This is a genomic window from Pseudomonas fluorescens (assembly GCF_040448305.1).
GTDB lineage: Bacteria > Pseudomonadota > Gammaproteobacteria > Pseudomonadales > Pseudomonadaceae > Aquipseudomonas > Aquipseudomonas fluorescens_BH.
In genome coordinates, this window is sequence record NZ_CP148752.1 from 2,990,353 (window position 1) to 3,013,041 (window position 22,689).

15 protein-coding genes are annotated in these 22,689 nt (G+C 61.2%); 5 read left to right on the forward strand and 10 right to left on the reverse strand.

Annotated features, from left to right (window positions below; all coding sequences use genetic code 11):
• From WHX55_RS13590 to WHX55_RS13610, 5 genes are all read left to right on the forward strand, one after another.
• Positions 1 to 1,248, forward strand: coding sequence for an aminotransferase class III-fold pyridoxal phosphate-dependent enzyme (locus WHX55_RS13590; RefSeq protein WP_353742874.1), 1,248 nt, complete (start codon positions 1 to 3; stop codon positions 1,246 to 1,248).
• Positions 1,245 to 1,976, forward strand: a complete 732-nt coding sequence (locus WHX55_RS13595) for a PIG-L family deacetylase (protein WP_353742875.1) — start codon at positions 1,245 to 1,247, stop codon at positions 1,974 to 1,976. Before WHX55_RS13590 ends, WHX55_RS13595 begins: the two co-directional genes overlap by 4 nt.
• A gap of 97 nt (positions 1,977 to 2,073) precedes the next feature.
• On the forward strand, positions 2,074 to 3,348 hold the full coding sequence (locus tag WHX55_RS13600) for a DegT/DnrJ/EryC1/StrS family aminotransferase (RefSeq protein WP_353742876.1): 1,275 nt from the start codon (positions 2,074 to 2,076) through the stop codon (positions 3,346 to 3,348).
• A 108-nt stretch (positions 3,349 to 3,456) separates the two neighbouring features.
• Entirely contained in the window at positions 3,457 to 5,289 is a 1,833-nt protein-coding gene (locus WHX55_RS13605) for an ABC transporter ATP-binding protein (RefSeq protein ID WP_353742877.1), read from the forward strand.
• Between the two features lie 118 nt (positions 5,290 to 5,407).
• Positions 5,408 to 9,112, forward strand: coding sequence for a hypothetical protein (locus tag WHX55_RS13610; RefSeq protein WP_353742878.1), 3,705 nt, complete (start codon positions 5,408 to 5,410; stop codon positions 9,110 to 9,112).
• A gap of 271 nt (positions 9,113 to 9,383) precedes the next feature.
• Here the strand turns inward: WHX55_RS13610 and WHX55_RS13615 are convergent, their stop codons facing one another.
• The 10 genes from WHX55_RS13615 to WHX55_RS13660 all read right to left on the reverse strand — a co-directional run bounded on the left by WHX55_RS13615 (position 9,384) and on the right by WHX55_RS13660 (position 22,562).
• Entirely contained in the window at positions 9,384 to 9,980 is a 597-nt protein-coding gene (locus tag WHX55_RS13615; protein WP_353742879.1) for a glutathione S-transferase, read from the reverse strand.
• Positions 9,977 to 13,618: an AAA family ATPase gene (locus tag WHX55_RS13620; protein WP_353742880.1), complete on the reverse strand. Its 3,642-nt coding sequence runs from the start codon at positions 13,616 to 13,618 to the stop codon at positions 9,977 to 9,979. Before WHX55_RS13620 ends, WHX55_RS13615 begins: the two co-directional genes overlap by 4 nt.
• Positions 13,615 to 14,859: an exonuclease SbcCD subunit D C-terminal domain-containing protein gene (locus WHX55_RS13625; protein WP_353742881.1), complete on the reverse strand. Its 1,245-nt coding sequence runs from the start codon at positions 14,857 to 14,859 to the stop codon at positions 13,615 to 13,617. The genes WHX55_RS13620 and WHX55_RS13625 overlap by 4 nt, the downstream gene beginning before the upstream one ends.
• A 198-nt stretch (positions 14,860 to 15,057) precedes the next feature.
• On the reverse strand, positions 15,058 to 16,707 hold the full coding sequence (locus tag WHX55_RS13630) for a BatD family protein (protein ID WP_353742882.1): 1,650 nt from the start codon (positions 16,705 to 16,707) through the stop codon (positions 15,058 to 15,060).
• Positions 16,704 to 18,443 (reverse strand): tetratricopeptide repeat protein, encoded by a 1,740-nt coding sequence (locus tag WHX55_RS13635; protein ID WP_353742883.1) that lies wholly within the window; start codon positions 18,441 to 18,443, stop codon positions 16,704 to 16,706. The genes WHX55_RS13630 and WHX55_RS13635 overlap by 4 nt, the downstream gene beginning before the upstream one ends.
• Positions 18,440 to 19,522, reverse strand: coding sequence for a VWA domain-containing protein (locus tag WHX55_RS13640; protein ID WP_353742884.1), 1,083 nt, complete (start codon positions 19,520 to 19,522; stop codon positions 18,440 to 18,442). Before WHX55_RS13640 ends, WHX55_RS13635 begins: the two co-directional genes overlap by 4 nt.
• Complete coding sequence (locus WHX55_RS13645) at positions 19,515 to 20,009, reverse strand: DUF4381 domain-containing protein (protein WP_150724050.1); 495 nt, start codon at positions 20,007 to 20,009, stop codon at positions 19,515 to 19,517. The genes WHX55_RS13640 and WHX55_RS13645 overlap by 8 nt, the downstream gene beginning before the upstream one ends.
• A complete protein-coding gene (locus WHX55_RS13650) occupies positions 20,006 to 20,950 on the reverse strand; it encodes a DUF58 domain-containing protein (protein WP_353743048.1) in 945 nt (314 codons plus the stop codon). Before WHX55_RS13650 ends, WHX55_RS13645 begins: the two co-directional genes overlap by 4 nt.
• A gap of 5 nt (positions 20,951 to 20,955) precedes the next feature.
• Positions 20,956 to 21,915: a MoxR family ATPase gene (locus tag WHX55_RS13655; protein WP_057715002.1), complete on the reverse strand. Its 960-nt coding sequence runs from the start codon at positions 21,913 to 21,915 to the stop codon at positions 20,956 to 20,958.
• A 293-nt stretch (positions 21,916 to 22,208) separates the two neighbouring features.
• Positions 22,209 to 22,562, reverse strand: a complete 354-nt coding sequence (locus WHX55_RS13660; protein ID WP_150724049.1) for a hypothetical protein — start codon at positions 22,560 to 22,562, stop codon at positions 22,209 to 22,211.
• Between the last annotated feature and the right edge of the window lie 127 nt (positions 22,563 to 22,689).

The following is a 22,689-nucleotide window of genomic DNA, read 5'->3' on the forward strand; positions in this document are numbered from 1 at the left end:
ATGGACAGACCTCACCACATCGTTACCGACATCTACACCGCACAGCCTAGGCTGCGCGCCGTCAGTTCCAGTGGCGCCACGGTTACGCTCTCGGACGGTAAGCAGTATATCGATCTGATGAATGGCAAAGGCAGCGTCACGCTCGGGCACCACCACCCCGCAGTGAATTCGGCGATTACGTGCCATTTACACCGCGGGCTGGCATCGGGAACCTGCTGGAGCAACCTGCATGAGGAGCTCACAAACCGGATTATCGACGACGTCGGAATGGACGAAGCACGGCTTGCCCTGTTCAGCACGGGGACGGAAGCCTGCCGGGCTGCCGTTCAGGTCGCGCGGCAATTCACGGGCCGGCACGTCATCGCGAGTGCGGGTTATCACGGCTGGGGCGATTACTGGGCCAGCAGCGACTACCTGCTGGAAGCCAATGCGAGTGGAGTCATTGACTTCTACTTCGTGCCAGAACTGCTGGAAGAGGTGCTCAAGCGGTATCGCGGACAAACAGCCTTGGTGATTTTGTCTCCCGACTACGTCCACCTGCAACCGGACACACTGCGTCGACTGGCGCAGATCGCTGTGCGTGAGGGAGTGTTGCTGTGCTGCGATGACGTCAAGCAAGGCTACCGCTCGGTACCCGCCTCCCAATTTCCAAGGACGGTCGGCTTCCACGCAGATCTGTACACCTTCGCTAAAGGATTGGCGAATGGCCATCGAATATCGTGCCTGGTAGGCCGTTCAGATGTAATGGCCGCGGCGAAGGAATTTACCTATACCGCCTATTTTGACACGATCCCGATCGTGGCGGCGTTGGCCACACTGGACTACATGGACAGCCACGACGGTTACCAGCGATTGGTCCAGTGCGGAGCGACCCTGGCTGCCGAAATGCGCAACATCGTGCAACGCAGGGAGCTGCCGATAGAGATATACGGCGATGGTCCATTGCTGCAAATCGTGAGTGCCACCGAGGCTTTGGATCAGGCCCTGTACGCGAATTGCGCCATGGCGGGCCTACTTCTGTACGAAGGTGACAATCAAGCTGTCTCGCTCGCGACCAGCGACGTGCTTGACGAATTACTCGAACGTTTCGAGAAAGGGCTCACTGTCACTTCGCTATGGTTCGGACGAGGCGACCCCGCGTCGATCAGCCGGCAACGGCGCTTCCAGGCTGCCTTTCGCATGATAGACGGAGCCAACGATGTCGGTCCTGTCGAGGAAGCGATTCGTTGGATCAAGGAGGAGCGATGATCCCGCCATCCCTGGAGTCAATGATGGGCCAGCGAATCCTGCTGCTTTCACCGCACGCGGATGATGTTGCCTACTCCATAGGCGGCATTGTAGTGCGGCTTTCCATGCGAGCGGATCTCCATCTGATGACAGTTTTCGGCCACAGCGGATGGGCACTGCCGCAGGCTTCGTGCGAGACATCCGCAGATGCGATATCGGCAGAACGGGAGCGGGAGGATCGTGCGTATTGCGCACGACGGTGGATCGATTACGAACTTCTGCCCTGTCCGGACAGCTTTGTAATGGGATATGACGAAGCGACAGAACTTGGCATTGCCGCTACCGATGACCCTAGGACCGAGGGCGTCGTGAACTTGATCCGTAACGCCGTGGCGTGTCGGGTGCCTCAGATTGTGCTTGCTCCGTGCGGTCTTGGCGGGCATGTCGATCATCAGATCGTACGAATTGCCGCAGATGCGCTGGATCACGTTGAAGTCCTTTACTACGAAGACGTTCCCTACAGTTCCAGCTTGCCGCTATCGCAACTCGAAAGACAGCTTGCCGTTCAAGGCCTAACACCCGCCCTGACGGCCGACATCGAAGTTGTGTTGGAAAGCAAGTGCGAGGACATGTGGGGATACCGCTCTCAGACCAGTGCATCCACCATCGCTGAGATGTTGCTACATGCCGGCCGTGTCGGGACTGGCACCGCACGATATGCGGAGCGCCTGTGGCGCCGCACGAGTTGAACCCGTTTAAGCGAAAGAAGTGATCCGAAACAACCGCTGGCCTGATCCCGTGGCTGTCATGGGCGGACCGAATTAACCCTGATTGACGGAGGCATCCATGTTGGAAAAACTTGCAATTTACGGAGGGGCTACGGTCCACGACGGGAATTGGCCCAATTGGCCCCAGAGCACTGACAACACTCGACGTAATGTTGATGCCGTGCTGAGTAGCCACCGATGGTCCATCAGTGGTCAATACCGTGGGCGGCCGTCTTGGGAAGAGCGCTTCGCACAGGCGTTTGCCGTTTACACTGGCGCCGGGTATTGCGTGCCGTCCTCGACGGGCACCGCCAGCTTGAGCATGGCCTTGGAGGCCTGCGAGGTCGGGGCGTACGACGAGGTAATCGTGCCGGGCGTGAGCTGGGTCGCATCAGCGTCCGCGGTACTCGGGATCAATGCTATTCCCGTCCTGACCGACGTGGAGTCCGAGACCGGTTGCCTTGATCCAGTGGCACTTGAACGCGCAATCACGTCGCGTACCCGAGCCATCACTGTGGTCCACCTTGGATCGGCGGTCGCCGACATGGATCGCTTGGTGGCGATCGCTCAAGCGCACTCCATTCCATTAATCGAAGATTGCGCCCAGGCACATGGTGCCCGCTATGCCGGTCGGCATGTCGGTTGCTTCGGCGCGGCAGGTACTTTTTCGATGCAGCATAGCAAGCTGCTGACGAGCGGCGAAGGTGGGGCGGTGATTACCAACAACGCGAGCCTCGCACGCCGCCTGGCGCATCTGCGGGCCGACGGCCGAACGCTCTCCGCGCAGCCGCCTGTAATAGACGAGATGGCGCTGGTTGAGACTGCGGAGATCATGGGTAACAACCATTGTCTCTCGGAATTTCATGCCGCCATCTTGGTGGCGCAACTAGAGGTGTTGGACGAGCAGCTGGCACATCGGCGTCGTAATGCCGCCGCTCTGGATAGCTTTCTGGTTTCTCTTGGTTTCTTGCCACAGGCTACCTCCTCTCGCACCACGGAGAGGGCGCACTACACCTACGTGGTGCGGTTGCCGCAGTCGATTGTGGAGACGCAGGGCGCTGAATGGTTCGCTGCGGCGCTGTCTGCGGAAATCCAGTTGCCCTGCAAGACGATGTACAGCGCGCTTAACCAGAATCCTCTCTACAAGCCGTTCTCGCGAAACCGGTTCGAGTTGGGCAAGGTATTTACCGATGCGATTGATCCATCCCGTTATCAATTGCCCAGAGCGCAAGAGTTTTCCAGGTCCTGCATCGCTTTGCCTCATCGCATGCTATTGGCCGATACGAGCGCCATGGAACGTGTGGCCGCCGCCTTCGAAAAGTTAACCAGGTTGATTGACAACCAGCGAGCTTAAGCGGACGCGCAAACGGCGCATTTATCGCATTGTCTTGGTATGTCGAAGCATTGCCCGACATCTGGTTGGGCGGTTACATCAGTCGTGTACTGTCAGTGAGGCTAAATTTTGCTCGGCTTCTTTGAAAAACTGCTCTACCCGTTCCCTGCTTCCGAGCCATCGCCGCCGCCCCGGGGATTCTTCGCCTTTCTTTGGGCTTGCACGCAGGGCGTACGTGGCAAGATCGCAGCCATGGCGGTACTCACAATGATAATGTCGGCGTTAGATGTGATGCTAATAGCCATGCTCGGACACATCGTCGACTGGCTCAGCGTCCAAGTGCCGTCGCGCCTGTGGGCGGAGCGCGGCGAGATACTACTATGGCTGGTCGCCGTAATGGTGGCCAGCATCGCAGTAGTGGCCCTGCAGACCGTCGTAAAACATCAGACACTCACCGTGAACTTGCCCATGCGGCTACGGTGGAACTTCCACAGGCTGATGCTGGGACAAAGCATGGCCTTCTATCAGGACGAGTTCGCGGGTCGCATCACGGCCAAGGTGATGCAAACATCACTTGCAGTGCGCGAAACCATTTTCGTGCTGGCCGACGTCATTGTCGCTATGAGTATCTACGTGACGTCCATGATCATCCTGGTTGGCGTACTTGATACGCAATTGGTATGGCCCTTTGTAGGCTGGTTCGTCCTCTACGTCACCGCGTTGTTTTATTTTGTGCCTCGCCTTGGCAAGTTCGGCAAGGAGCAGGCTGACGCGCGTGCGCTGTTGACTGGACGTGTGACCGACGCCTATACCAACATCGCCACTGTCAAACTGTTCTCGCACTCGCAGCGCGAGGCAGGGTTCGCGCGCGAGGCCATGCGCGAATTCATGCGCACCGGTTACGGCGAGATGCGGCTAGTGAGCGCCTTTGAGATCGTCAACCATCTCTTGGGCATTGGGCTCACGATTGGCACGACGGGTACTGCGTTGTGGCTGTGGTCGCAAGGTGCAGTGGGAGTGGGCGCCGTTGCCGCCGGCACCGCTATGGCGTTGCGGCTGCAGGGCATTTCGCAATGGCTCATGTGGGAGATGACCAGTCTATTTGAGAATGTCGGCATAGTGCAGGACGGCATGAAGACGCTGTCGATCCGACCTACCGTTCTCGATGCGCCTGACGCCGTCGATCTCGCAGCAACCCGTGGCGAGGTTTGCTTCGAACGAGTGAGCTTCCGCTACGCTGAAAGCGGTCTCCGCGTAATCGACGATCTGGACCTCACGGTCAGGCCTGGTGAAAAAATTGGTCTGGTCGGCCGCTCGGGTGCCGGCAAGTCGACGCTATTGAACTTGCTGCTGCGCTTTCATGATCTGGAAAGCGGTCGCATCCTGATCGACGGGCAGAACATCGCACACGCTACGCAGGATTCGTTGCGCAGCCAAATCGGTATGGTCACGCAAGATATTTCGCTGCTGCATCGGTCAGTAGCCGACAACATTTCCTACGGTAGACCCAATGCGACGTTGGTGGAGATCGAGGCGGCGGCCCGGCGCGCAGAGGCACACACTTTTATCCGGAATCTCAGCGATGCGGGCAAGCGCTGCGGTTACGAGGTGCATGTGGGCGAGCGCGGCGTCAAGCTCTCGGGCGGACAGCGTCAGCGTATCGCCATTGCGCGCGCGATGCTGAAGGACGCACCGATCCTGCTGCTCGACGAGGCGACCAGTGCACTTGATTCCGAAGTCGAAGCCGTAATCCAGCGAAGCCTTTACCGATTAATGGAGGGCAAGACTGTGATTGCGATCGCACACCGGCTGTCCACCATCGCGGCGATGGACCGTTTGATCGTGCTTGATGAGGGACGTGTTGTCGAAGAGGGCGATCACACAACGCTGCTTGCGCAAGGGGGGCTTTACGCGAGGTTGTGGGCTCACCAGAGCGGCGGATACCTGGGCGACCCTAAATGAAAATGCGCGGCCCTTTGAAGAGGCGCCTGCGCCGAAAGTCAGCGAGGTTGATATATGCCAATTGCTGGCCCAGCTGCATACCGCACCACCACAATCATCGGATCTTGCGTGCTAAACCATGACTACAGACGAAGAACAACTCTACGGACCCAAGGCGGATCGGCTCCTGCGCATCCGGAACATCGAATCCCTGGGGAATCTTGTCCTGCCTATCTTTCCGATTGCCCCATTGCCAACCGCAGTGGCGGGCGGCTTGGCACAGCCGGATGAAGCGGTAGCGATCTACGCAGCCGCTTTGGAGGAGGCTTTTCCGCTGCTGACGCGAAGCGTGGAGGACGTTTGTGGTTCAGCGCCCTGGATCGTGCGTAGTGCAGGTAACGAGGACCTGACGGATCACGTCAATGCCGGCGGCTACGAAAGCCTGATATGTCCCGAGCCACAAGCGCTGATACGGTGCATTGCCACTGTGGCCATGAGTGGATCGACCGAGCATGCACGACGCCAACTTGCGCTCTCGGGGCGTTACGATCATGTCGAGGCAATTCCATGCTTTGTGCAGCAGCTACTGAAGATCGATGTCTGTGGCGATGTCGGTCGCGATCATTCGCCGTATCTGGACACAGCCGTTCTTGATCACATGGAGGCGGTATGTAATGAACTGATGCAGACGTTCGACTTCATTGCGATCGATTGCGAATGGGGCCTGGAGACGACACTTGGCTTCGTGTCCGTGACCACCGTCATGCCGCGAAACCCACAACTGATGAACGTCGCGCATACGATCGGTTTCGGTTTTGCCAGCGCTCAGAATACCGGCTCGCTGGCGACGGCCTTGGTGCTGCGTCCTGCTTGCTCAGACCTTAGGTTATGGCGCGCACGCCATCTGCGCGCGACGACGGTCCAGCGGTTGCATCTGCTGCAGGCGCGGCCGGCGTATTCTGATGATGCCTTTCGCAATCGTGATGTGTTGACTGATGCATGTCGTGAAACATTGATCGGTCGCTACGATGTCGTGGAAGCCGGCTTGTTGATGCTGGGTGCACAATCCTCGGGCCGCGCATTGGTGGCACCTGATCTCATGAGCGCTTGGCGCCGATATCTTGCGCTCAACGCGCGCGAGCAGGCCGACGTGGCGGTGGTATTAGTGGACGAAGGCAGTGCGGAGGAACACGCGGGTATCATGTTCCGCCAGCAGAAAACTACCTGCGTCAGGATGGACACTCGACGCATGCCAGCCGGAGCAGACTGCGTTGTATTTGACCGCGGCACCTGCATTCTCGGTGACTCGACGCTGCTGCGATCAATTCAGAGTGAACGTCGCCGAGAGTTGGTGTTGCCCGACGACTGCGCTCTTGTTTTCACCGATGAGGTGCTGGCACCTGGCGGCGAGCTGACGCGAGACTGCGTCGAAGTCCTTTCCCAGCTGCGTTGTTTGCCGATCGCGCTCGAAGTCAAGGAGCGGCTGTTCGCACGTAGCGAGCAGCCGATGTCGGCGAGTTGGATGCAACGCGACGACGGAGTAGTGGAGTCACCCTCACTGCTCGCGGCAATCTGGCGGTCAAAGAATTCAGGGTATGCCGGCGAATACTTCGCGCTCACTGAATTTGCAAGGGACTACCAACGTGCGTTCCAAGTGTCACAGAATGAGCCGCAGCGCGAACTGCGCACGCTGTTCGCGCTGTCGTCCGCGACACGCACGTTGGTCGCGAGTGGTGATCTTCGTATTGTCCTGGCACTGCTCGACTGTGAAGCGGCGACGTCCTGGCTACTGACGCAAACGTTGCGGCGCCTGATCGATTCGGCTGCCGTGCAATTGAAGGCGCTTCAGCGTGACAACGCCGTGTTGATTCTTGAAAGCGTGGCCTTCGTCAGGACGGAATGTGCGCGACTGCCGGTTTATGAGCTGGACGACGCCGTCTCCTACCTCGTTGCATTGGCACACGATCTTGAAGATGGCTTGTTTGTCGAATCGATGGTATCCATCCGTTCTTTGGAGTTGCCGATCGCAAGTGGGATCCTGCTTGCGCGGCAGGCTCTCGATAATCCCGCCGTCCTCGAACCAGTGGACGCATTCCGACAGTCAGTAGCGTCGTTTAGAGAAATGGTGTCGGGTGGCAGCACGACCGCGCGGCTTCCTCTGCAACTCAACGATACTTATTTGACACTCCGGGGTGCGCTGTACGAAGCCGGTCTGGAAAACGTCGCTGAGCAGATCAAAGGGTCGCTGGTCGAAACGTATGACGCCTCATTGAAAGGGCTGCTATGGCGAGCGGTGGAAGAGGGCGACGTTGGCAGCTACCGCCGCTACCTCATAGTGATGCAATGGTGGATCGAATTCCTGAACATCGGATCGCTGTCTGAGCGCGATGCCGCAGTGCTTCAGCGTTTTCAAATTTGGCTGCGTCAATGGACTGATGACGAGATGCCCGAGTCATTCGAGATACAGGACCGCAATTGGCGATTCGAATTTGACGCCATTGTGGTTTCCCATGGAACGCCGCAACGGTACGAGAATCCGCACGTTCTTCACAATCTCCTTCATCAATACTCCCTGGCGGGGCTGCGGCTTGACGCGCTGGGGCTACCACGGCGCGTACAAGCGCTAGAACACTTCTGTTCGACGTTCAGCAGTCGCTCGACGAAGGTTCTGCGTTTCGAGCGAGAGTTGCTCGAGATTCAGATTCCGATGGGAACTCACAAGGCGAGCTACGTGTTCACGCCGCGGCAGATCTCGGTAGAGTGGACGGAGCCACCTGATTGCCCCGGGGGCGAAATCGCGCGGATCCTCGCGTTTGAGGTATTTCTGGATCGATTCCAAATTTGGATGTTCCCGGCACTGACGGTCCGGCGCGAGCAAGTGCTGGGTACCTGGACACTGTTCATCCGCCTCAACGCGCAAGGATCAGATCCCTGGGATTACGAGCATCTCTGGCACTTTGTGGTCGCCACGCGCTTGCTATTTGACGCCTCTTACGATTTCTCGTATGTCGCCAACGAAGCCGTGGACGGTTTCGCCGAACGTTTCGACGGATTGGAATGGAAGGAGATACTTACCACACTGATACGGTATCGAGCGGTGATCGAGGACAGGGCGCAGTACGTCGCCTTGCACGCCCTGCCAATGTCGTCGACGGTCGCCGCGATGGCGTGCAGCCGAATTGTTCGCGGTCTGCTGCTACGTTGTCTACGCAGGGGATTCGATTATTGTCGGGCCTTGATTGACGGGTATGCGTACTGGCTGAATGAGGAGGCCGAGGACAATGGACGGTGGTCCGGTCGCTATGAGTCGCTCCGGCAGGCCAGCCTTTTCCTGGCGGCCAAGTGGCCAAAGGAGGCGCTTTCGGAATTAGCCGGGCGGGGCGTCTTCAATGTCGGCGATGACCTGATCGCAGCCTGCCTATTCAAACGCTCGGACCTGGCGGATGACTTGCGGCAAGTCGCGGCGGCGGGATCAATGCTATCGGGAATGCCGGGGATGATCGTGCGGCATGCCCCCGAAATTGCTATAGCGGCCCATGGCGCATCGCTCTTGGCTGCGCAACTGGTCGGCACCGGAATGCGATTTCGCCGCGCGAAACACCTTTTGGTCGCTCGATTCGGCGACTGCCTTGATCAGGACATATTGACGGGACTCCTACAGGACTTGGACGCTATTCCGTGGGGATGTACCGCTGACGCGGAGCAGGCCATCCAGACGCAGATTTTGATGAGCGGACCCGTCTGTCGATTTGAACTAGAAAAAGGCATCGATTGGACGACGTTAGACTCGTGGCCGACTCTGGTGCAGAGGCGTCCCGTTTCCTTGGGGGCGACCGAGTGTTGAGTTATCGTGCGGACCCGAGAGCCTGTGCCCGGAATTCGTCTTGATCTGAAAAGAAGCTAGAGAGAGTACACGTCTGGCAAGACAAGAATCGACTGAAAGCCACACGTCAGAATTACGAAACGCCAGCGCCTAGCGCATGCTGACCGGCAATCCGCCGATCAGGAATGAAGGCGTGGTGTTCGGGCCGTTCCAGGTGGATTGCTCGGCGATAGGGATGTGTGAGGTGTTGGCCTGAAGCCTGCTGGCAACAGGTTCTTATGTGGTGGTGTTCTTATTTGCGCATCACACCGGTAAACAAATCCGACTCCAGAAACCGCTGCAACCAGTCCTGCAACCGCTGATACGGCGTCTGCGCGAACCAGTCGCGGTCTACGTGGGCGAACTGGCGCACGAAGGGCATCAACGCCACATCGGCCAGGCATGGATGGCTGGCCAGCAAGTAGTCGCGTCCCTCCAGCAACGTCTCCAGCCTTTGCAGAAACACCTCGCCTTCGCCGCGATAAACCTCCATCGGCTGCTCGGGATAACGTTCGGCGTACTTGTAGCGATTCAAGTGCACCTTGAACTCCTGATCGTTCTGTTCGATCAGGGGGGCGATTTGCGCCGCTGCCACAGGATCATCCTTGAGCAGCCAGTCCTGCGGATCGTTCTGTGCCAGGGCCCAGCGCATGATGTCGAGGCTTTCGTCGATCACCCGGCCATCGGCGCTCAGCACCGGCACCGTGCCTTTGCCCGACAGCGCGAGCATTTCGGCGGGCTTGGCCTTCAGGCTGACTTCGACAATGTCCACGGCCACGCCCGAGTAGCGCAGGGCCATGCGTGCGCGCATGGCGTAAGGGCAGCGGCGGAAGGAATACAGGGTGTTCATTTCACCTCCAGGGTGCTCAGGCCGTTGCCCTGGCGCTGGACCTGGATCTGCACCGGAATCCGTTCATGCATTTCCTGTACGTGGGAAATCACCGCGACCTTGCGGCCTTGGGCCTGCAAGCCGTCGAGGGCGTCCATGGCCAGTTGCAGGGATTCCGGATCGAGGCTGCCGAAGCCTTCGTCGATGAACAGCGACTCGATTTTCAACGTGCTCGACGCCATCGATGCCAGGCCGAGGGCGAGCGCCAGCGACACCAGGAAGGTCTCGCCACCGGACAGAGAATGCACCGAGCGCAGTTCGTCGCCCATTTCGGTGTCCATCACCAGCAAGCCGAGCATGCTGCCGCCGCGCTTGAGGCGATAGCGGCGCACCAGTTGGCGCAATTGCACGTTGGCGTGGTGCACCAGCAGGTCGAGGTTGTAGGCCTGGGCGATCTTGCGGAAGGTGTCGCCGGTGGCGGAGCCGATCAACGCATTCAGGCGCGCCCAGCGTTGATACTCGCTGTAGGCGTCGGCAATCTGCTGCGCCAGGGCCTGATTGGCGTTCTGCCGGCGCTGGTCCTCGGCCTGCTCGGCGCGCAGTTCGGCGCAGTGTTGCTCGCTGGTGGCGGCGAGGTTTTGCAGGTCGATCAGCGAACTGGCCAACTGCTCGGCATCAAGGTTGCCGTTGTGTTGTGCCTGGTGATCGAGCAAGCGCTTGTCGCGTTCCTGCACCAGGACGCTGGCCTGTTCGATGGCTTTTTCACTGTGCTGCAAGCGCTGGCGCAGTTCGCTGACCTGGGTGTCGTCGACGCGCAGCAAGTCTTCGAGGCCGCCGTCATCCAGCTCGGGATGACGGGCACGCCAGTCGCCGATCTTGCCGGCGAGCTCACGTTCTTCGCCTTCCAGCGCGTTCACGCGTTCCTGCTGGGCCTTGAGCTCGGCGGCGAGTTGCACGGACTGCGTGAGGACGCTTTGCAATGTCTGCGCGGTGCTGGCTTCGGCGCTGCGTGCCAGTTCCACGGCCTGTTCCAGTTGCTGCTGCCAATGCTCGGCGCTGCTGTGTTCACCGAGTAGTTGCCCGAGCGTGTGCTGGCTCGCCTGTTGCTGCTCGGCCAGCCCGCTGAACTGCTGTTCGGCGGCCTGCAATTGCTGCACGCGGCTTTGCTGGCGATCCTGTTCCTTCTCCAGGTTTTGCTGGCGCTGTTGCTGCTCGGCCAGTTCTTCCTTTTGTTGCTCGAGTTGCGTCAGGCGCTCGGCGATCTGCCGGTCGAGCTGCATGAAGGTCGCGGCCGGTTCGACGCGCAGTGCTTGCAGGGTTTCGGCCGGCAGCAGGCTGGCGAATGCGCTGAGTTCTTCGTCCAGGCGCTGGCGGTCGTTGCCCAGTTCGCGCTGTTGATTGCTCAGGTGCTGAGCCGCTTGCTGGTGCGCGGTTTCGGCATGGCGCAGTTGCTGGGTCAGGCGCGCGGCATCCTGTTGCAGGGTGAGCAGTGCACTCTGCCGTTGCTCGTCCTGGCTGATGCTCTGGTTGAGCTGACTGTTTTGCTGGATGAGCCAGGCGTCGCGTTTGGCGGCATCCTGATTCAGCAGTTGGGTCGCCAGCGGATGGGCTTCCAGACTTGGGGCGAGGGCTTTCTGCTGGGTCGCCAGTTGCTCCTGCTGTTGCAGCAGTTCCTTTTGCTGGGCGATCAACCCACCGACTTCGGCGCGCAAGTCAGTGAGTCTTTCTTTGAGCAGGTCGACGGCCTTCTGCGCGTTGGCCTGTTCGCTTTCATCAAAGCGGCCGAGGCTCTGCAGCAGGGCTTCCGGCTGATGATACGGATGCTCGTTGCTGCCGCAGACCGGGCACGGCTGGTCATCCTGCAATTGCGCGCGCAGCTCTTCGACACTGGCACTGCGCGCCAGACGCTGACGCTCCAGCAGTTCGCGGGTGACGTTGAGGGTCTGTTCGGCAACGCTCAGATCAGCCTTGGCCTTGACCCCGTCCTGGGTCAGGCGTTCACGTTCCTGCTGCGCGGTGAGCTGGCGCTGTTGCAGCTCGGCGCCGCGCTTGTCCAGGTCCTGCTGGCTGGCCCACAGGCGCGCCAGGTCTTCGACGGCGCGCAGTTGCTTGCGGTTGTCCTGCAACAGGCTGCCCAGAATGCCGATCTGCTCGGCGACGGCATCCGGTTCGGCACCGGCCTCCTTGAACAGCACCTCCAGTTGCTGCTTCTGCGCGGTGAGTGCCTGGTCGGTGCTCGCGGCGTTTTGTTCCAGGCTGGCCAATTCGGCCTGACCCTGATTCAACCGGTTGCCGACCAACATCAACTGTTGCAGCCGGTCGCGGTAGGCATTCCAGGCATCGCTCAACGGTGCCAGATGCGTACTTTGCTCCAGCCCGCTGGCGATGCGCTGCAAGTCCGCGGCGCCGCGGGCTTGCTGATCGAGCAAGGTCTGAATCGTGCCCTGGCCCTGGGTGCAGGCCTGTTGCGCCTGTTGCCTGGCTTCGGCGCTGAGGGCGGTGTCCTTGGCCAGGCGGGCGAGGGTGCTTTGCGCTTCGAAGGCCTGACGCAGCAACGGCGTGCTGTCGGCTTGTCGCTGTTGGGTTTCGCTCAAGGCGATTCGGGCGGCGCTGAGCTGTTGCTCAAGCTGCGTCTGACGCTCGCCGAGTTCGCCATGCTGCTGCGTGTGCAAGGCAATTTGCGCCGCCAAGGGTGTCAGCAGCGCATCGACCTCGGCTTTACGGGCGAACTGGTGCCGTTGCGGGGCCAGCTGTTCGAGGCGGGTGAACCTCAAGCGTTCACTGGCCAGGGCTTCCCAGTGGGTCTGCGCCGATTGCAGTTGTTCGCTGGCGGCCAGATGTTCATCCTGCAAGCGACGCAGGTCCTTGAGCCAGGTGTCCTGCAGTTCAAGTTGTTTGAGCTGCGCCTGCTGGGCCTTGTGTTGTTGCTGCGCCTGGTTGAAGCGCCCGTCCAGTTCCGCGCGGGCTTCGGGTGATAACGGCGTCACACCGCTGGCCTGATCCTGCAGCAGCTTGTGCGCCTCGCGAGCCTCTTTGGTCTTGTCGAAGGCGCGACGACCGAGGCGGGTGTAGAGCGCCGTGTCGGTGAGCTTTTCCAGCAGTTCGCTGCGGTCGTTGTCGTCGGCCTTGAGGAATGCGCTGAACTCGCTTTGCGCCAACATCACTGCGCGAGTGAACTGTTCGAAATTCAGCCCCAGTGCGGCTTCAAGCTGAGTCTTGTATTCGCCTTTCTGGCTGGCGAGCAATTGATCCTGATCGATGTCACGCAAGCTCTGGCGACTGGCCTGCAGCTTGCCAGCGGCCTTGTCCCGGGCGCGATTGGCTTCCCAGCGGGCGCGGTAGCGGCGACCGTCGACACCGACGAAATCCACTTCCGCATAGCCTTCACCCGTGCCGCGACGCAGCAGGGTGCGCGGGTCGCCGGTAGCGATTTCGCCATCGGCGTCCGGCACCTTGGCGTCGCGGCCGGTGTTGTTCAGGCGTGGCACGGCGCCAAACAGCGCCAGGCACAGGGCATCGAGCAAGGTGCTTTTGCCGGCGCCGGTGGGACCGGTGATGGCGAACAGTCCGGCACTGGCCAGGGGTTCAGCGGTGAAGTCGATTTCAAATGGCCCGGCCAGGGAGGCGAGGTTTTTCAGGCGGATCGCGAGGATTTTCATGGCTGTTCGCTCTCCATCTGCACGTCCTGCAACAGCTCGGCGAAGTCCTTGAGGGTCTGCTCGTCGACCTCGCTGCCGTAGTTGTCCTGCCAGGCGCGGCTGAACAGTTCCTGAGGCGTGAGCTGGTCCAGTTCGATCAGCGTGCTGCCTTCGTCGGCACCGTCACGGCCGCCGTTGCCGGCGTACTCGACGGCGATGCGCACCAGGCGCACGGCCTTGCCTTGGAGGGCGGTTTCCACTTGATTGCGCAGGTCGGGTTGCGGTTCGTCGAGGCGCACCCGCACCTCCAGCCACGGCTGGCGCTGGATCTCGGCCAACAGGTCGATGTTCGGCAGGTCCGCCAGTTGCAGCAGGATCTCGCTCAATGGCGCCGGGCCGATGCGCTGCAGGTTGACCGCGCGGGGGATCAGTTTCGGTTCGACGCTAACCAGGGTTTCGCCGTCGAGCTTGATGTCGAGAATCTGGTGCTGATAGCTGATCTCGGAAAACGACAGCGGAATCGGCGAGCCGCTGTAGCGGATGCGCTCCTCGTCGTTGACCTTCTGCGGTTTGTGCAAGTGGCCGAGGGCAACGTAGCTGATGCTCGGCCCGAACAGGCTGGCGGGCAGGGCTTCGGCATTGCCAATGATCAGGCTGCGCTCGGAGTCTTCCGACACCGAGCCACCGGCCATGTGCGCGTGGCTGATGGCAATCAGTGCCTGGCCCGGCTGGCGCTTGGCGTTGGCCGCTTCGATCAGCCATTCGTGCACCTGGCCGATCCCGCGCAGGTAGTTGTCACCCAAGTGCGCACCGGTGACTTCCGCGGGACGCAGGAATGGCAGCGCCAGGCACCAGCCGGCGATTTCACCGCTGGCATCGGGCAAGGGCAGCAACAGGCGTTCGGCATCCAGTTGCCCGTCATCCAGCCACAACACACGACCGAGGGCATGGGTGCGCAAGCGCCGCATCAAAGGCGCGGGCAGTTCGATCCGCGAGCCGGAATCGTGGTTGCCGGCGATCATCACGATGGTCAGCAACGGCTGCTGTTCGTGGGCGCTGACGATGAAGTCGTAGAGACGTTCCTGGGCTTTGACCGGTGGATTGACCGTGTCGAAGATATCGCCGGCGATCAACAGCACATCCGGTTGATCCAGTTTCAGCTGGCGCAACAGCCAGTCGAGAAAACAGCCGTGCTCGAAATCGCGATCCTGGCCGTGCAGGTTCTGCCCCAGGTGCCAGTCGGAGGTGTGAAACAAGCGCAAGGCGGACTCCGCTACAAAATTGGTAATGGCCGCGTGAAAAATGAAGGCGGCGAAAGGGGGGAGAGTTTACTGGTTTAAATGCCCGGTCGCGCAATGGAATGCTCTGTGGCGAGGGAGATTGCCTGTGGCGAGGGGGCAAGCCCCCTCGCCACAGGCAAGCCCTTCACCACAAATGCATCTTTGCTTCTAGGTTGGTGTTTACTTGGGGTAAAGCGGCGGCAACCCACTGTCACCGACCGGGTCCTGCACCCGTTCGGCAATCGGGATCGCCTTGATCGCCCGCCACAACTCGTCACCTTGCCAGTACTGGCCGGTTTCGCTGTACAGCGCGCCGTTCAGGCCGTCGAGGGCGTTGGACAGTGGCACGAAGCGGGCGGCCATGTCGGCCAGGGTTTCCGGTTGTTGGCGGGCCCAGGCGTCGAGGGCCTGGCGGGTGGCGTGGGAATCGTTGGCCTGGCAGGCGCGCTTGAGGTCGTCGAGCACGGTGCGCGGGCTCGGGCCGGTTTGAGCGGCACGCGCCACCGCCGGTTGCCAGCGGCCACGCCACCAGAGGCCGAAGCCGAGCAGGGTGGTGCAGGCCAGGATCAAGGTGCTGAGTTTCCAGCGCCACAGTGCTTCGCTGTCGGCGCTGGCATCGGTCGGTGAGGTGCCGGACGGGGTGTCGACCACCAGGCTCGGGTTGGCCGCCACGTGCAGCGTGCGGGCAGGCAGGCTGCTGTGTTCCAGATGGTCTTCGAAGGTGTTCCACCAGACCACGTCGACGGTGGGCAACTCGATGGCGCCGGTCCGCGTCGGCACCAGGGCCTCGCGGTCTTCACGGCTGCCGACCAGGCCACGTTCGCTGATTTGGTTGCCGAGCACCGGTTGATCCGGGTAGCGGCGCAGGCCACCGACATCGGTGCCAGGCAGCGGTGGCAGTTGGGTGCTGGACAAGCCTTCGGCCTTCACCGTCAGGCTGCGGGTCAGCGAATCGCCGACCAGGGTGTGATCCGGCTCCGGGTTCCAGCTTTCGCTCAGGGTCAGGCTGCGTGCAGGCAGCCAGGGCGCGTCGGCCGGATAGGTAATGGGTTTGGCCTTGACCGACAACAGCAGTTCGGTCGAGGTGACGCGCATCAGCTTGCCGGCTTTGGGCCCCTGGGCGGTGTCCTGTACCGGTTGTGGGTCGACCAGCGCGGCGTTGAAAACCTGCGCCGGAATGATCAGTTCGCCACTGTGTTGCGGGTAGATCGCGTAGCGCATTTCGATCACGCCATGGCGCTGGCCGTCGATGTCTTTTTCGTAGGTGCGTGATTCGCCCAATTGTTCGATGCGTGCGTCAGGTATCTGCAAGGGCGGCAGGCTGCTGTCGTCGTACAGCGACACCGAATGATAGATGCGCAGGGTCAGGACCGCCTGGGCTTGCACGTACACGCTGGTTTGATCGAGGCTGGCATCAATGAACACCGGGGCCCGTTTGTCCGGGTTGTCCGGTGTTTCACTCTCGACCACTTGCAGGGTGATCGGCTGGCTCTGCAGTTCGCCCAGTTGCAGTGACGGAATCACCACGCTGCCGTTTTGCCGGGGCAGGAGGGTGACGATCCAGCGGGTGGTGGCCTGGTTTTCACCGCTCAGGGTGTTCAGCTGGTTGACCTGGCGTGTGCCGCGCACTTCGAACAACGGCTCCAGCGCTGTCAGGTCAGGTTTGCCGAACTGCGTAACATCGCTGGATTCCAGGGTCAGTTCGACCGTCTCGCCCGAGCTCAGGCGACTGCGATCAACACTGGCGACCAGTTCTGCTGCCTGTGCCTGAACGGTGCAGAACAACAGGCCATGCAGCAGCGCGAGCAATAAAACGGTGAAGCGGGTCATCGAGTTTCTTCCTGATCCTGATGTTGTTGCTGTTCGTACCAGAATTTGCGTCTGAGCAGTTCACCGGGGTCATCCGGGATCTGCCGCAGCCACTGCTCCAGTGCCTGGCGCTGTTCACCTTCGATGCTGTCGGTGGCCGGGCGCAAGGGCGGTGTGGTGTGTTGTTCGTCACCCAGTTCGCTGCCCGGTACCTCGTTGGTCCCCGGTTTCGGCGGTCTGGTGGGCGATTGTTCCTCACCCGGGCGGGGCGGTTGCCCCTCGGTTTTCGGTTCGCCGCTGCTCGAGGGTTGGGCGGCGGCACCGGGCGGTGGCTCCGCCGATTCGGTTTCGGGCCGGGCGTTGCTGGTTGCGTCTGGCTCAGGAGCGGGTGGCGTGTTTTTCTCCTTGAGCAGGCGTTCGACCAGCGCCTTGTTGGTCAGTGCCGGACGCAAATCCGGTTGACGTTCCAGTGCCTGTTCGTAAGCGTCCAGGGCTGCCTCCAGTTCACCGCTTTTGGCCAGGGCATTGCCTCGATTGTAGTGGGCGTGGGCATCGTCGCCTTCGGCAAACCGCTGGGCGGCGCCTGCGTAGTCGCCGGCCTCATAGAGCGCGACGCCTTGCCACTGATGGTTTTCGAAGCGTCGGGAGGCTTCGGCAGGGCGCTTCTGCTTGAGTAAATGCAGGCCCTGTTGATCAGGGCGAAGCCAAAGGTCTGCAAGGTCGAAGGCGTAGCTCGGTTGAGGCAGCGCCAATAGCAGCGGCAGGCACAGCAGCCAACCGCGACGTCCTGCGCAGGCCGCGAGCAGCAACAGTGGCAGCAGCAGCCAGTAACCCTGATCGGCCCAGGTGTCCAGGCGCAAGGTCTGACCGTCGTTGCGCAAGTTGCGTGGACCGTCGAGCAGGCCAAGGGCGTGCAGGTCGCTATCGTCCAGGCGCGCCTGGCGATAGCGGCCATCCAGGTCGTTGGCAAAACTTTTCAAGCCAGGCTCGTCGAGGCGCGGCACGAGAATGGCGCCTTGTTCATCCTTGAGGAAGCTGCCGTCTTCCTGGGTGATCGGCGAACCTTCGGCGGTGCCAATGCCGAGCATCAGGAATTGAGTCGATTTGCCGCTCAGCGCGCGACGGATGCCCAGTCGCTCCTGGTCGGTCAGGGACGAACCGATCAGCAGGATCCGTCCGTCGCCCAAAGCAGCCTGATCGAGCAGCGCCAGGGCCTTGAGCACCGCCAGATCGGCGCGATGACCGGCCTCTGGCATCAACGACGGTTTCAGTGCATCCAACAGGTTGCGGCTGGTGGCAAGATCATCTGACAGCGGTACCAGTGTGTGGGCACTGCCGGCGTAGACGACGATGGCGGTTTGCGCGTCGCTGCGGATCTGCAGCAGGTCAAGCAGCTTGCGTCGTGCCTGTTCGAGTCGGTTGGGTGTGACGTCGGTAGCGAGCATTTCCGGGGTCAGCTCGAGAATCACCACCAGCGGATCGGCGGGCTTTTGACTGGTCTGCTCGACACGCTGCCAACCCGGACCCAGCAGGGCGAGCACGGTCAACAGCCAGGCGAGACCGAGGGCGATCCAGGGCAATTTGCTGTCGCGACCACTGCCACCGCTGAGCAGTGCTGCGTGAAAGGCCGGTGGCAGGATCATCTGCCAGCGCCCGGCGCGCTTCTTGCGGTGCCAGAGTTGCCAGAGCAACCAGCCAAGCAGCGGCAGCAACAGTAGCCACCAGGGCCGGAACCAGTAAGGCCACAGCGCACTCATCGGCGCCTCCGCAGGCGCAGGCGTTTAAGACGCTGGCGCCAGTCGGGCAGCAATTGCGTTTGCAAATACAGGTCCTTGGTAAACAGGCGTTGCAACGGGTTGTCTGGCCAGAGTACGGGGGCCACCAGCAGCATGCTCAACCACAGCGCCAAGGCCAGTGGCCAGTGATACAAGGCTTGGGCCGGGCGGGCCTGGGTCGGTTGCTGAGCCACGGGCTCCAGTTGATCGAGGGTGTTCTTGATCGCCTGCAGTTCCTTGCCGTCGCGAGCACGGAAGTACTGGCCACCCGTGACCTCGGCGATTGCCTTGAGGGAAGGCTCGTCAAGGTCCAGGCTCGGATTGACGCCGAGAAAGCCGACCGTGCCACTTTGCTCCGGATCGGCGCCGATGCCGATCGGGTAGATTTTCACGCCTTCTTTGGCCGCCAGCCGCGCAGCGGTGAGCGGGTCGATTTCACCGCCATTGTTGGCGCCGTCGGTGACCAGAACCAGCACGCGGCTTGTTGCCGGGCGCGAGCGCAGGCGCTTGAGGGCCAGGCCGATGGCATCGCCGATGGCGGTGTTTTTGCCGGCAATGCCGATGCGTGCCTCATCGAGCCAGACGCGTACGGTGTGGCGGTCGAAGGTCAGCGGTGCCTGCAGGTAGGCCTGGCTACCGAACAGGATCAGGCCGACCCGGTCACCTTCGCGGCTTTCGAGGAAATCACCGAGCAGGTGCTGGACCAGCGTCAGTCGGCTCACATCTTCGTCCTGCCACTGCATGTCAGGGAAGTCCATGGAACCGGAAACGTCCACTGCCACCAGCAGATCGCGGCCACTGGCGGCAATCGGCAAGGGTTCGCCGAGCCACTGCGGGCGCGCCGCCGCGACCAGCAGCAACATCCACAGCAGTATGAACGGTGCCTGCTGGCGCCATGCAGGCAGGTTGGCCCGGGCGCGACGCCCGGCGAGGCCTTCCAGGTCGCTGAGGAAGCTGACCTTGAGCGCCGGTTCGCCACTGTCGGCCACCGGCAATACGATGCGCATCAGCCACGGCAGCGGCAACAGGGCAAAAATCCACGGCCAGGCGAACTCAAACATGCTTGCGAATCCATGTGTCGACGGCCTGGGTCAAACCGGCGATGGCCTTGTCGTCGAGTTTGCATTCGGGTTTGTAGGCGCCTTCCACAAGCACCATCCAGCGGGTCAGGCCGGCGGCCGGGCAGCGGTTGTCGAGGAACGCCAGCCATTTGCGGCCGTTGAGGGTATGGCTCTGACTGTAGGGGTAGTGGTTGCGGCACAGGCGCTTGAGCAAGCCGTTGAGTTGCTGCAGCCAGGCACCGGCTGGCGCACCGTCGTAGGGTTTGGGCATCAAGGCCAGCTCCGCCAGGGCGGCCAGGCGCACCGGGTCAAGCGGCTGTTCAGCACGTACCACGGGGCGCTTGTCCGGAATAAAGCGACGCAGCTGCCACAGGCCCAAACCGATCAGTGGCACCAATAGAAGCAGCAACCACCAACCCGGTGCCGGAGGCCAGAATTCCACCGGTGGCGGGGATATCAGTGGTTGCAGTTGATCAAGGCTGCTCATCGACCTTTCCCCGGTTTCTGTGGGTTCAGGTATTCGCGTAATTGCTCGACCATCTCGCTCTGGGTACTCAGGGGCATCAGCAAGACCCGCAGTTTCTGCGCGAGCAGCTCCCAGCGGGCGATGCGTGCTTCGGCCTGGGCCCGGTAAGTCTGGCGCAGATCGAAATTCAGCGTATCGAGTTCCAATTGCGCGCCACGCTCGGCGAAACGTAAAAGGCCAGCGGCGGGCAGGGCATGATCCAGCGGATCGGACACCGGCAGCAGCAGCAGGTCGCAATGACGCGATAACAGGCTCAGCTGTTGCTCGGCGCTTTCCGATAGCGCGCGTTCATCGCAAATCACAATCACAAGGCTGCCCGGACGTGACACCTCCCGCGCTCGGCGCAAGGCAATGCCAAAGGCGTCGCGGTCCGGCTCGCCTTCGGCGGTCAGCGACTGATTGACCCGCACCAGCCGGTTGAGCAACTGCAGCAGGCTTTGCTTGCTGCGCCGAGGCTTGATTTCGTAGTGCACATTGTCGCCATACACCAGGCCGCCGACCCGGTCGTTGTGCCCCAGGGCAGCCCAACCGATCAGGCTCGCGGCCTGGGCGGCGAGCACCGACTTGAACATCAGGCCCGAGCCGAAAAACAGCCGGCGGCTTTGTTCGACCATGATGAAAATCGGCCGCTCACGTTCTTCGTGGAACAGCTTGGTGTGAGGCTCCTGGGTGCGCGCAGTCACGCGCCAGTCAATGGTGCGCACATCGTCGCCGGCCTGATAGACCCGCACCTGATCGAAGTCGACGCCACGGCCGCGCAATTTGGAGTGGTGCAGGCCGATCAGCGGGCTGCGTTGGCTCGGCGTGGAAAACAGCTGCACTTCGCGCACGCGATGGCGCATCTCGATCAGGTCGGCGAGGCTGACACGGATGCCCGGCTCGGGCGGCAGGCTGGCGTTCATCAGGGTCAAGCGACGGCTACGACGTCGAGAATCCGCTGGACCACCCGGTCCTGATCGATGCCAGCGGCTTCGGCTTCAAAGGACAGAATGATGCGATGGCGCAGCACGTCGAACAGCACGGCCTGGATATCTTCCGGGCTGACGAAATCACGTCCGGCCAGCCAGGCGTGGGCGCGGGCGCAGCGGTCCAGGGCAATCGAACCGCGCGGGCTGGCGCCGTAGGCGATCCACTCGGCCATCTCCGGATCGAACTTGGCCGGGGTGCGGGTGGCCATGACCAGTTGCACCAGGTATTCCTCCACGGCGTCGGCCATGTACAAGCCGAGGATTTCCTTGCGTGCGACAAAAATCGTCTGTTGAGTGACCCGACGCTCAGGCTTCGCTTCGCCGTTCAGGGCTTCTCCACGGGCTTGCTGCAGAATCCGGCGCTCGACAGTGGCATCGGGAAAGCCGATTTTCACGTGCATCAGGAACCGGTCAAGTTGGGCTTCTGGCAGCGGATAGGTACCTTCCTGCTCGATGGGGTTTTGCGTGGCCATCACCAGGAACAGCGGCGACAGCTCATAGGTGCTGCGCCCGACACTGACTTGCCGCTCGCCCATGGCTTCGAGCAAGGCCGACTGAACCTTGGCCGGGGCGCGGTTGATTTCGTCCGCCAGTACCAGGTTGTGGAAGATCGGACCTTGCTGGAACACGAAACTGCCGGTTTCCGGGCGGTAGATTTCCGTACCGGTAATGTCGGCCGGCAACAGGTCAGGGGTGAACTGGATGCGGTGGAACTGGGCTTCGATGCCTTCGGCGAGTTCTTTGATGGCCTTGGTCTTGGCCAGGCCAGGAGCGCCTTCGACCAGCATATGGCCGTCGGCGAGCAGGGCGATGAGCAAGCGCTCGATGAGTTTTTCCTGGCCGAGAATCTGCGTTGAAAGAAAGGTTCGCAGCGCCAGCAGCGCTTCACGATGTTCCATCGATGACTGTTCCTGCAAAAGGGTGGCCGAGGACGTTTGAAGTACGCCAGGGCTGGGGGCGTTACTTTAATCCATCGCGGGGGGCGGCGACTAACGGCATTTTGCGCAAAGTGCGGGAATTGGTTGGCAAAGTTGTTTGAATTTTATGGGGCGGGAGAGAGGTGGTGTTCTTTCGGTTGCTTTCGCGAGCAGGCTCGCTCCCACATTGGGACAGTGCCGGATGCAAGTTTCGCGTCCGCTGGAGATCCCCTGTGGGAGCGAGCCTGCTCGCGATGAGGCCAGCCCAAACGCTATCAGAGCTCGCTGATGTAAGTCCCGGTACCTTTAAGAATGTTCTGCAAAGTCTCTTCCACTTCAGCCAGATCCACCATATCGGCATCAAAGGTAATCTCCAGCACATCATCCCCATTCAACGCATCAGCATCCGCAGCAGCAATTTCAATCTTCAGCAGGGAAGGGCTGAGGGTGATTTTCACGCCATCCAGGGTCGAAGGTTCGCCGTCGAGGGTGATTTCCAGCTCGTCTTCATCCGGGTAGCGGCTCATCAGGAACATTTCGCCCTGGTCGCTGTGGCAGCAGAGCATGGCCATGTTGTCTTCTTCGTCGTCGCAAGGGTTGACGATCAAGAGGGCGGTTTTCATTTTCATGGGAAATTCCTGGCTCGGCGGGCGTGGTAAACGCAACAAAGGGCGATTCTGCCAGCCCGCGCACATTTCTGCTCGTCCGAGTGTCGATGACCGGGTCGTGGACGGACAGAGTGTTACTGGTCATTTC

Excerpts from the sequence above, each read along its gene's own strand:
- WHX55_RS13615 (WP_353742879.1), bottom strand. The coding sequence starts at position 9,980 with ATGAACACCCTGTATTCCTTCCGCCGCTGCCCTTACGCCATGCGCGCA.
- WHX55_RS13635 (WP_353742883.1), bottom strand. The coding sequence starts at position 18,443 with ATGAGTGCGCTGTGGCCTTACTGGTTCCGGCCCTGGTGGCTACTGTTG.
- WHX55_RS13650 (WP_353743048.1), bottom strand. The coding sequence starts at position 20,950 with ATGAACGCCAGCCTGCCGCCCGAGCCGGGCATCCGTGTCAGCCTCGCC.
- WHX55_RS13600 (WP_353742876.1), top strand. The coding sequence starts at position 2,074 with ATGTTGGAAAAACTTGCAATTTACGGAGGGGCTACGGTCCACGACGGG.
- WHX55_RS13620 (WP_353742880.1), bottom strand. The coding sequence starts at position 13,618 with ATGAAAATCCTCGCGATCCGCCTGAAAAACCTCGCCTCCCTGGCCGGG.
- WHX55_RS13595 (WP_353742875.1), top strand. The coding sequence starts at position 1,245 with ATGATCCCGCCATCCCTGGAGTCAATGATGGGCCAGCGAATCCTGCTG.
- WHX55_RS13640 (WP_353742884.1), bottom strand. The coding sequence starts at position 19,522 with ATGTTTGAGTTCGCCTGGCCGTGGATTTTTGCCCTGTTGCCGCTGCCG.
- WHX55_RS13610 (WP_353742878.1), top strand. The coding sequence starts at position 5,408 with ATGACTACAGACGAAGAACAACTCTACGGACCCAAGGCGGATCGGCTC.
- WHX55_RS13660 (WP_150724049.1), bottom strand. The coding sequence starts at position 22,562 with ATGAAAATGAAAACCGCCCTCTTGATCGTCAACCCTTGCGACGACGAA.
- WHX55_RS13590 (WP_353742874.1), top strand. The coding sequence starts at position 1 with ATGGACAGACCTCACCACATCGTTACCGACATCTACACCGCACAGCCT.
- WHX55_RS13630 (WP_353742882.1), bottom strand. The coding sequence starts at position 16,707 with ATGACCCGCTTCACCGTTTTATTGCTCGCGCTGCTGCATGGCCTGTTG.
- WHX55_RS13645 (WP_150724050.1), bottom strand. The coding sequence starts at position 20,009 with ATGAGCAGCCTTGATCAACTGCAACCACTGATATCCCCGCCACCGGTG.
- WHX55_RS13655 (WP_057715002.1), bottom strand. The coding sequence starts at position 21,915 with ATGGAACATCGTGAAGCGCTGCTGGCGCTGCGAACCTTTCTTTCAACG.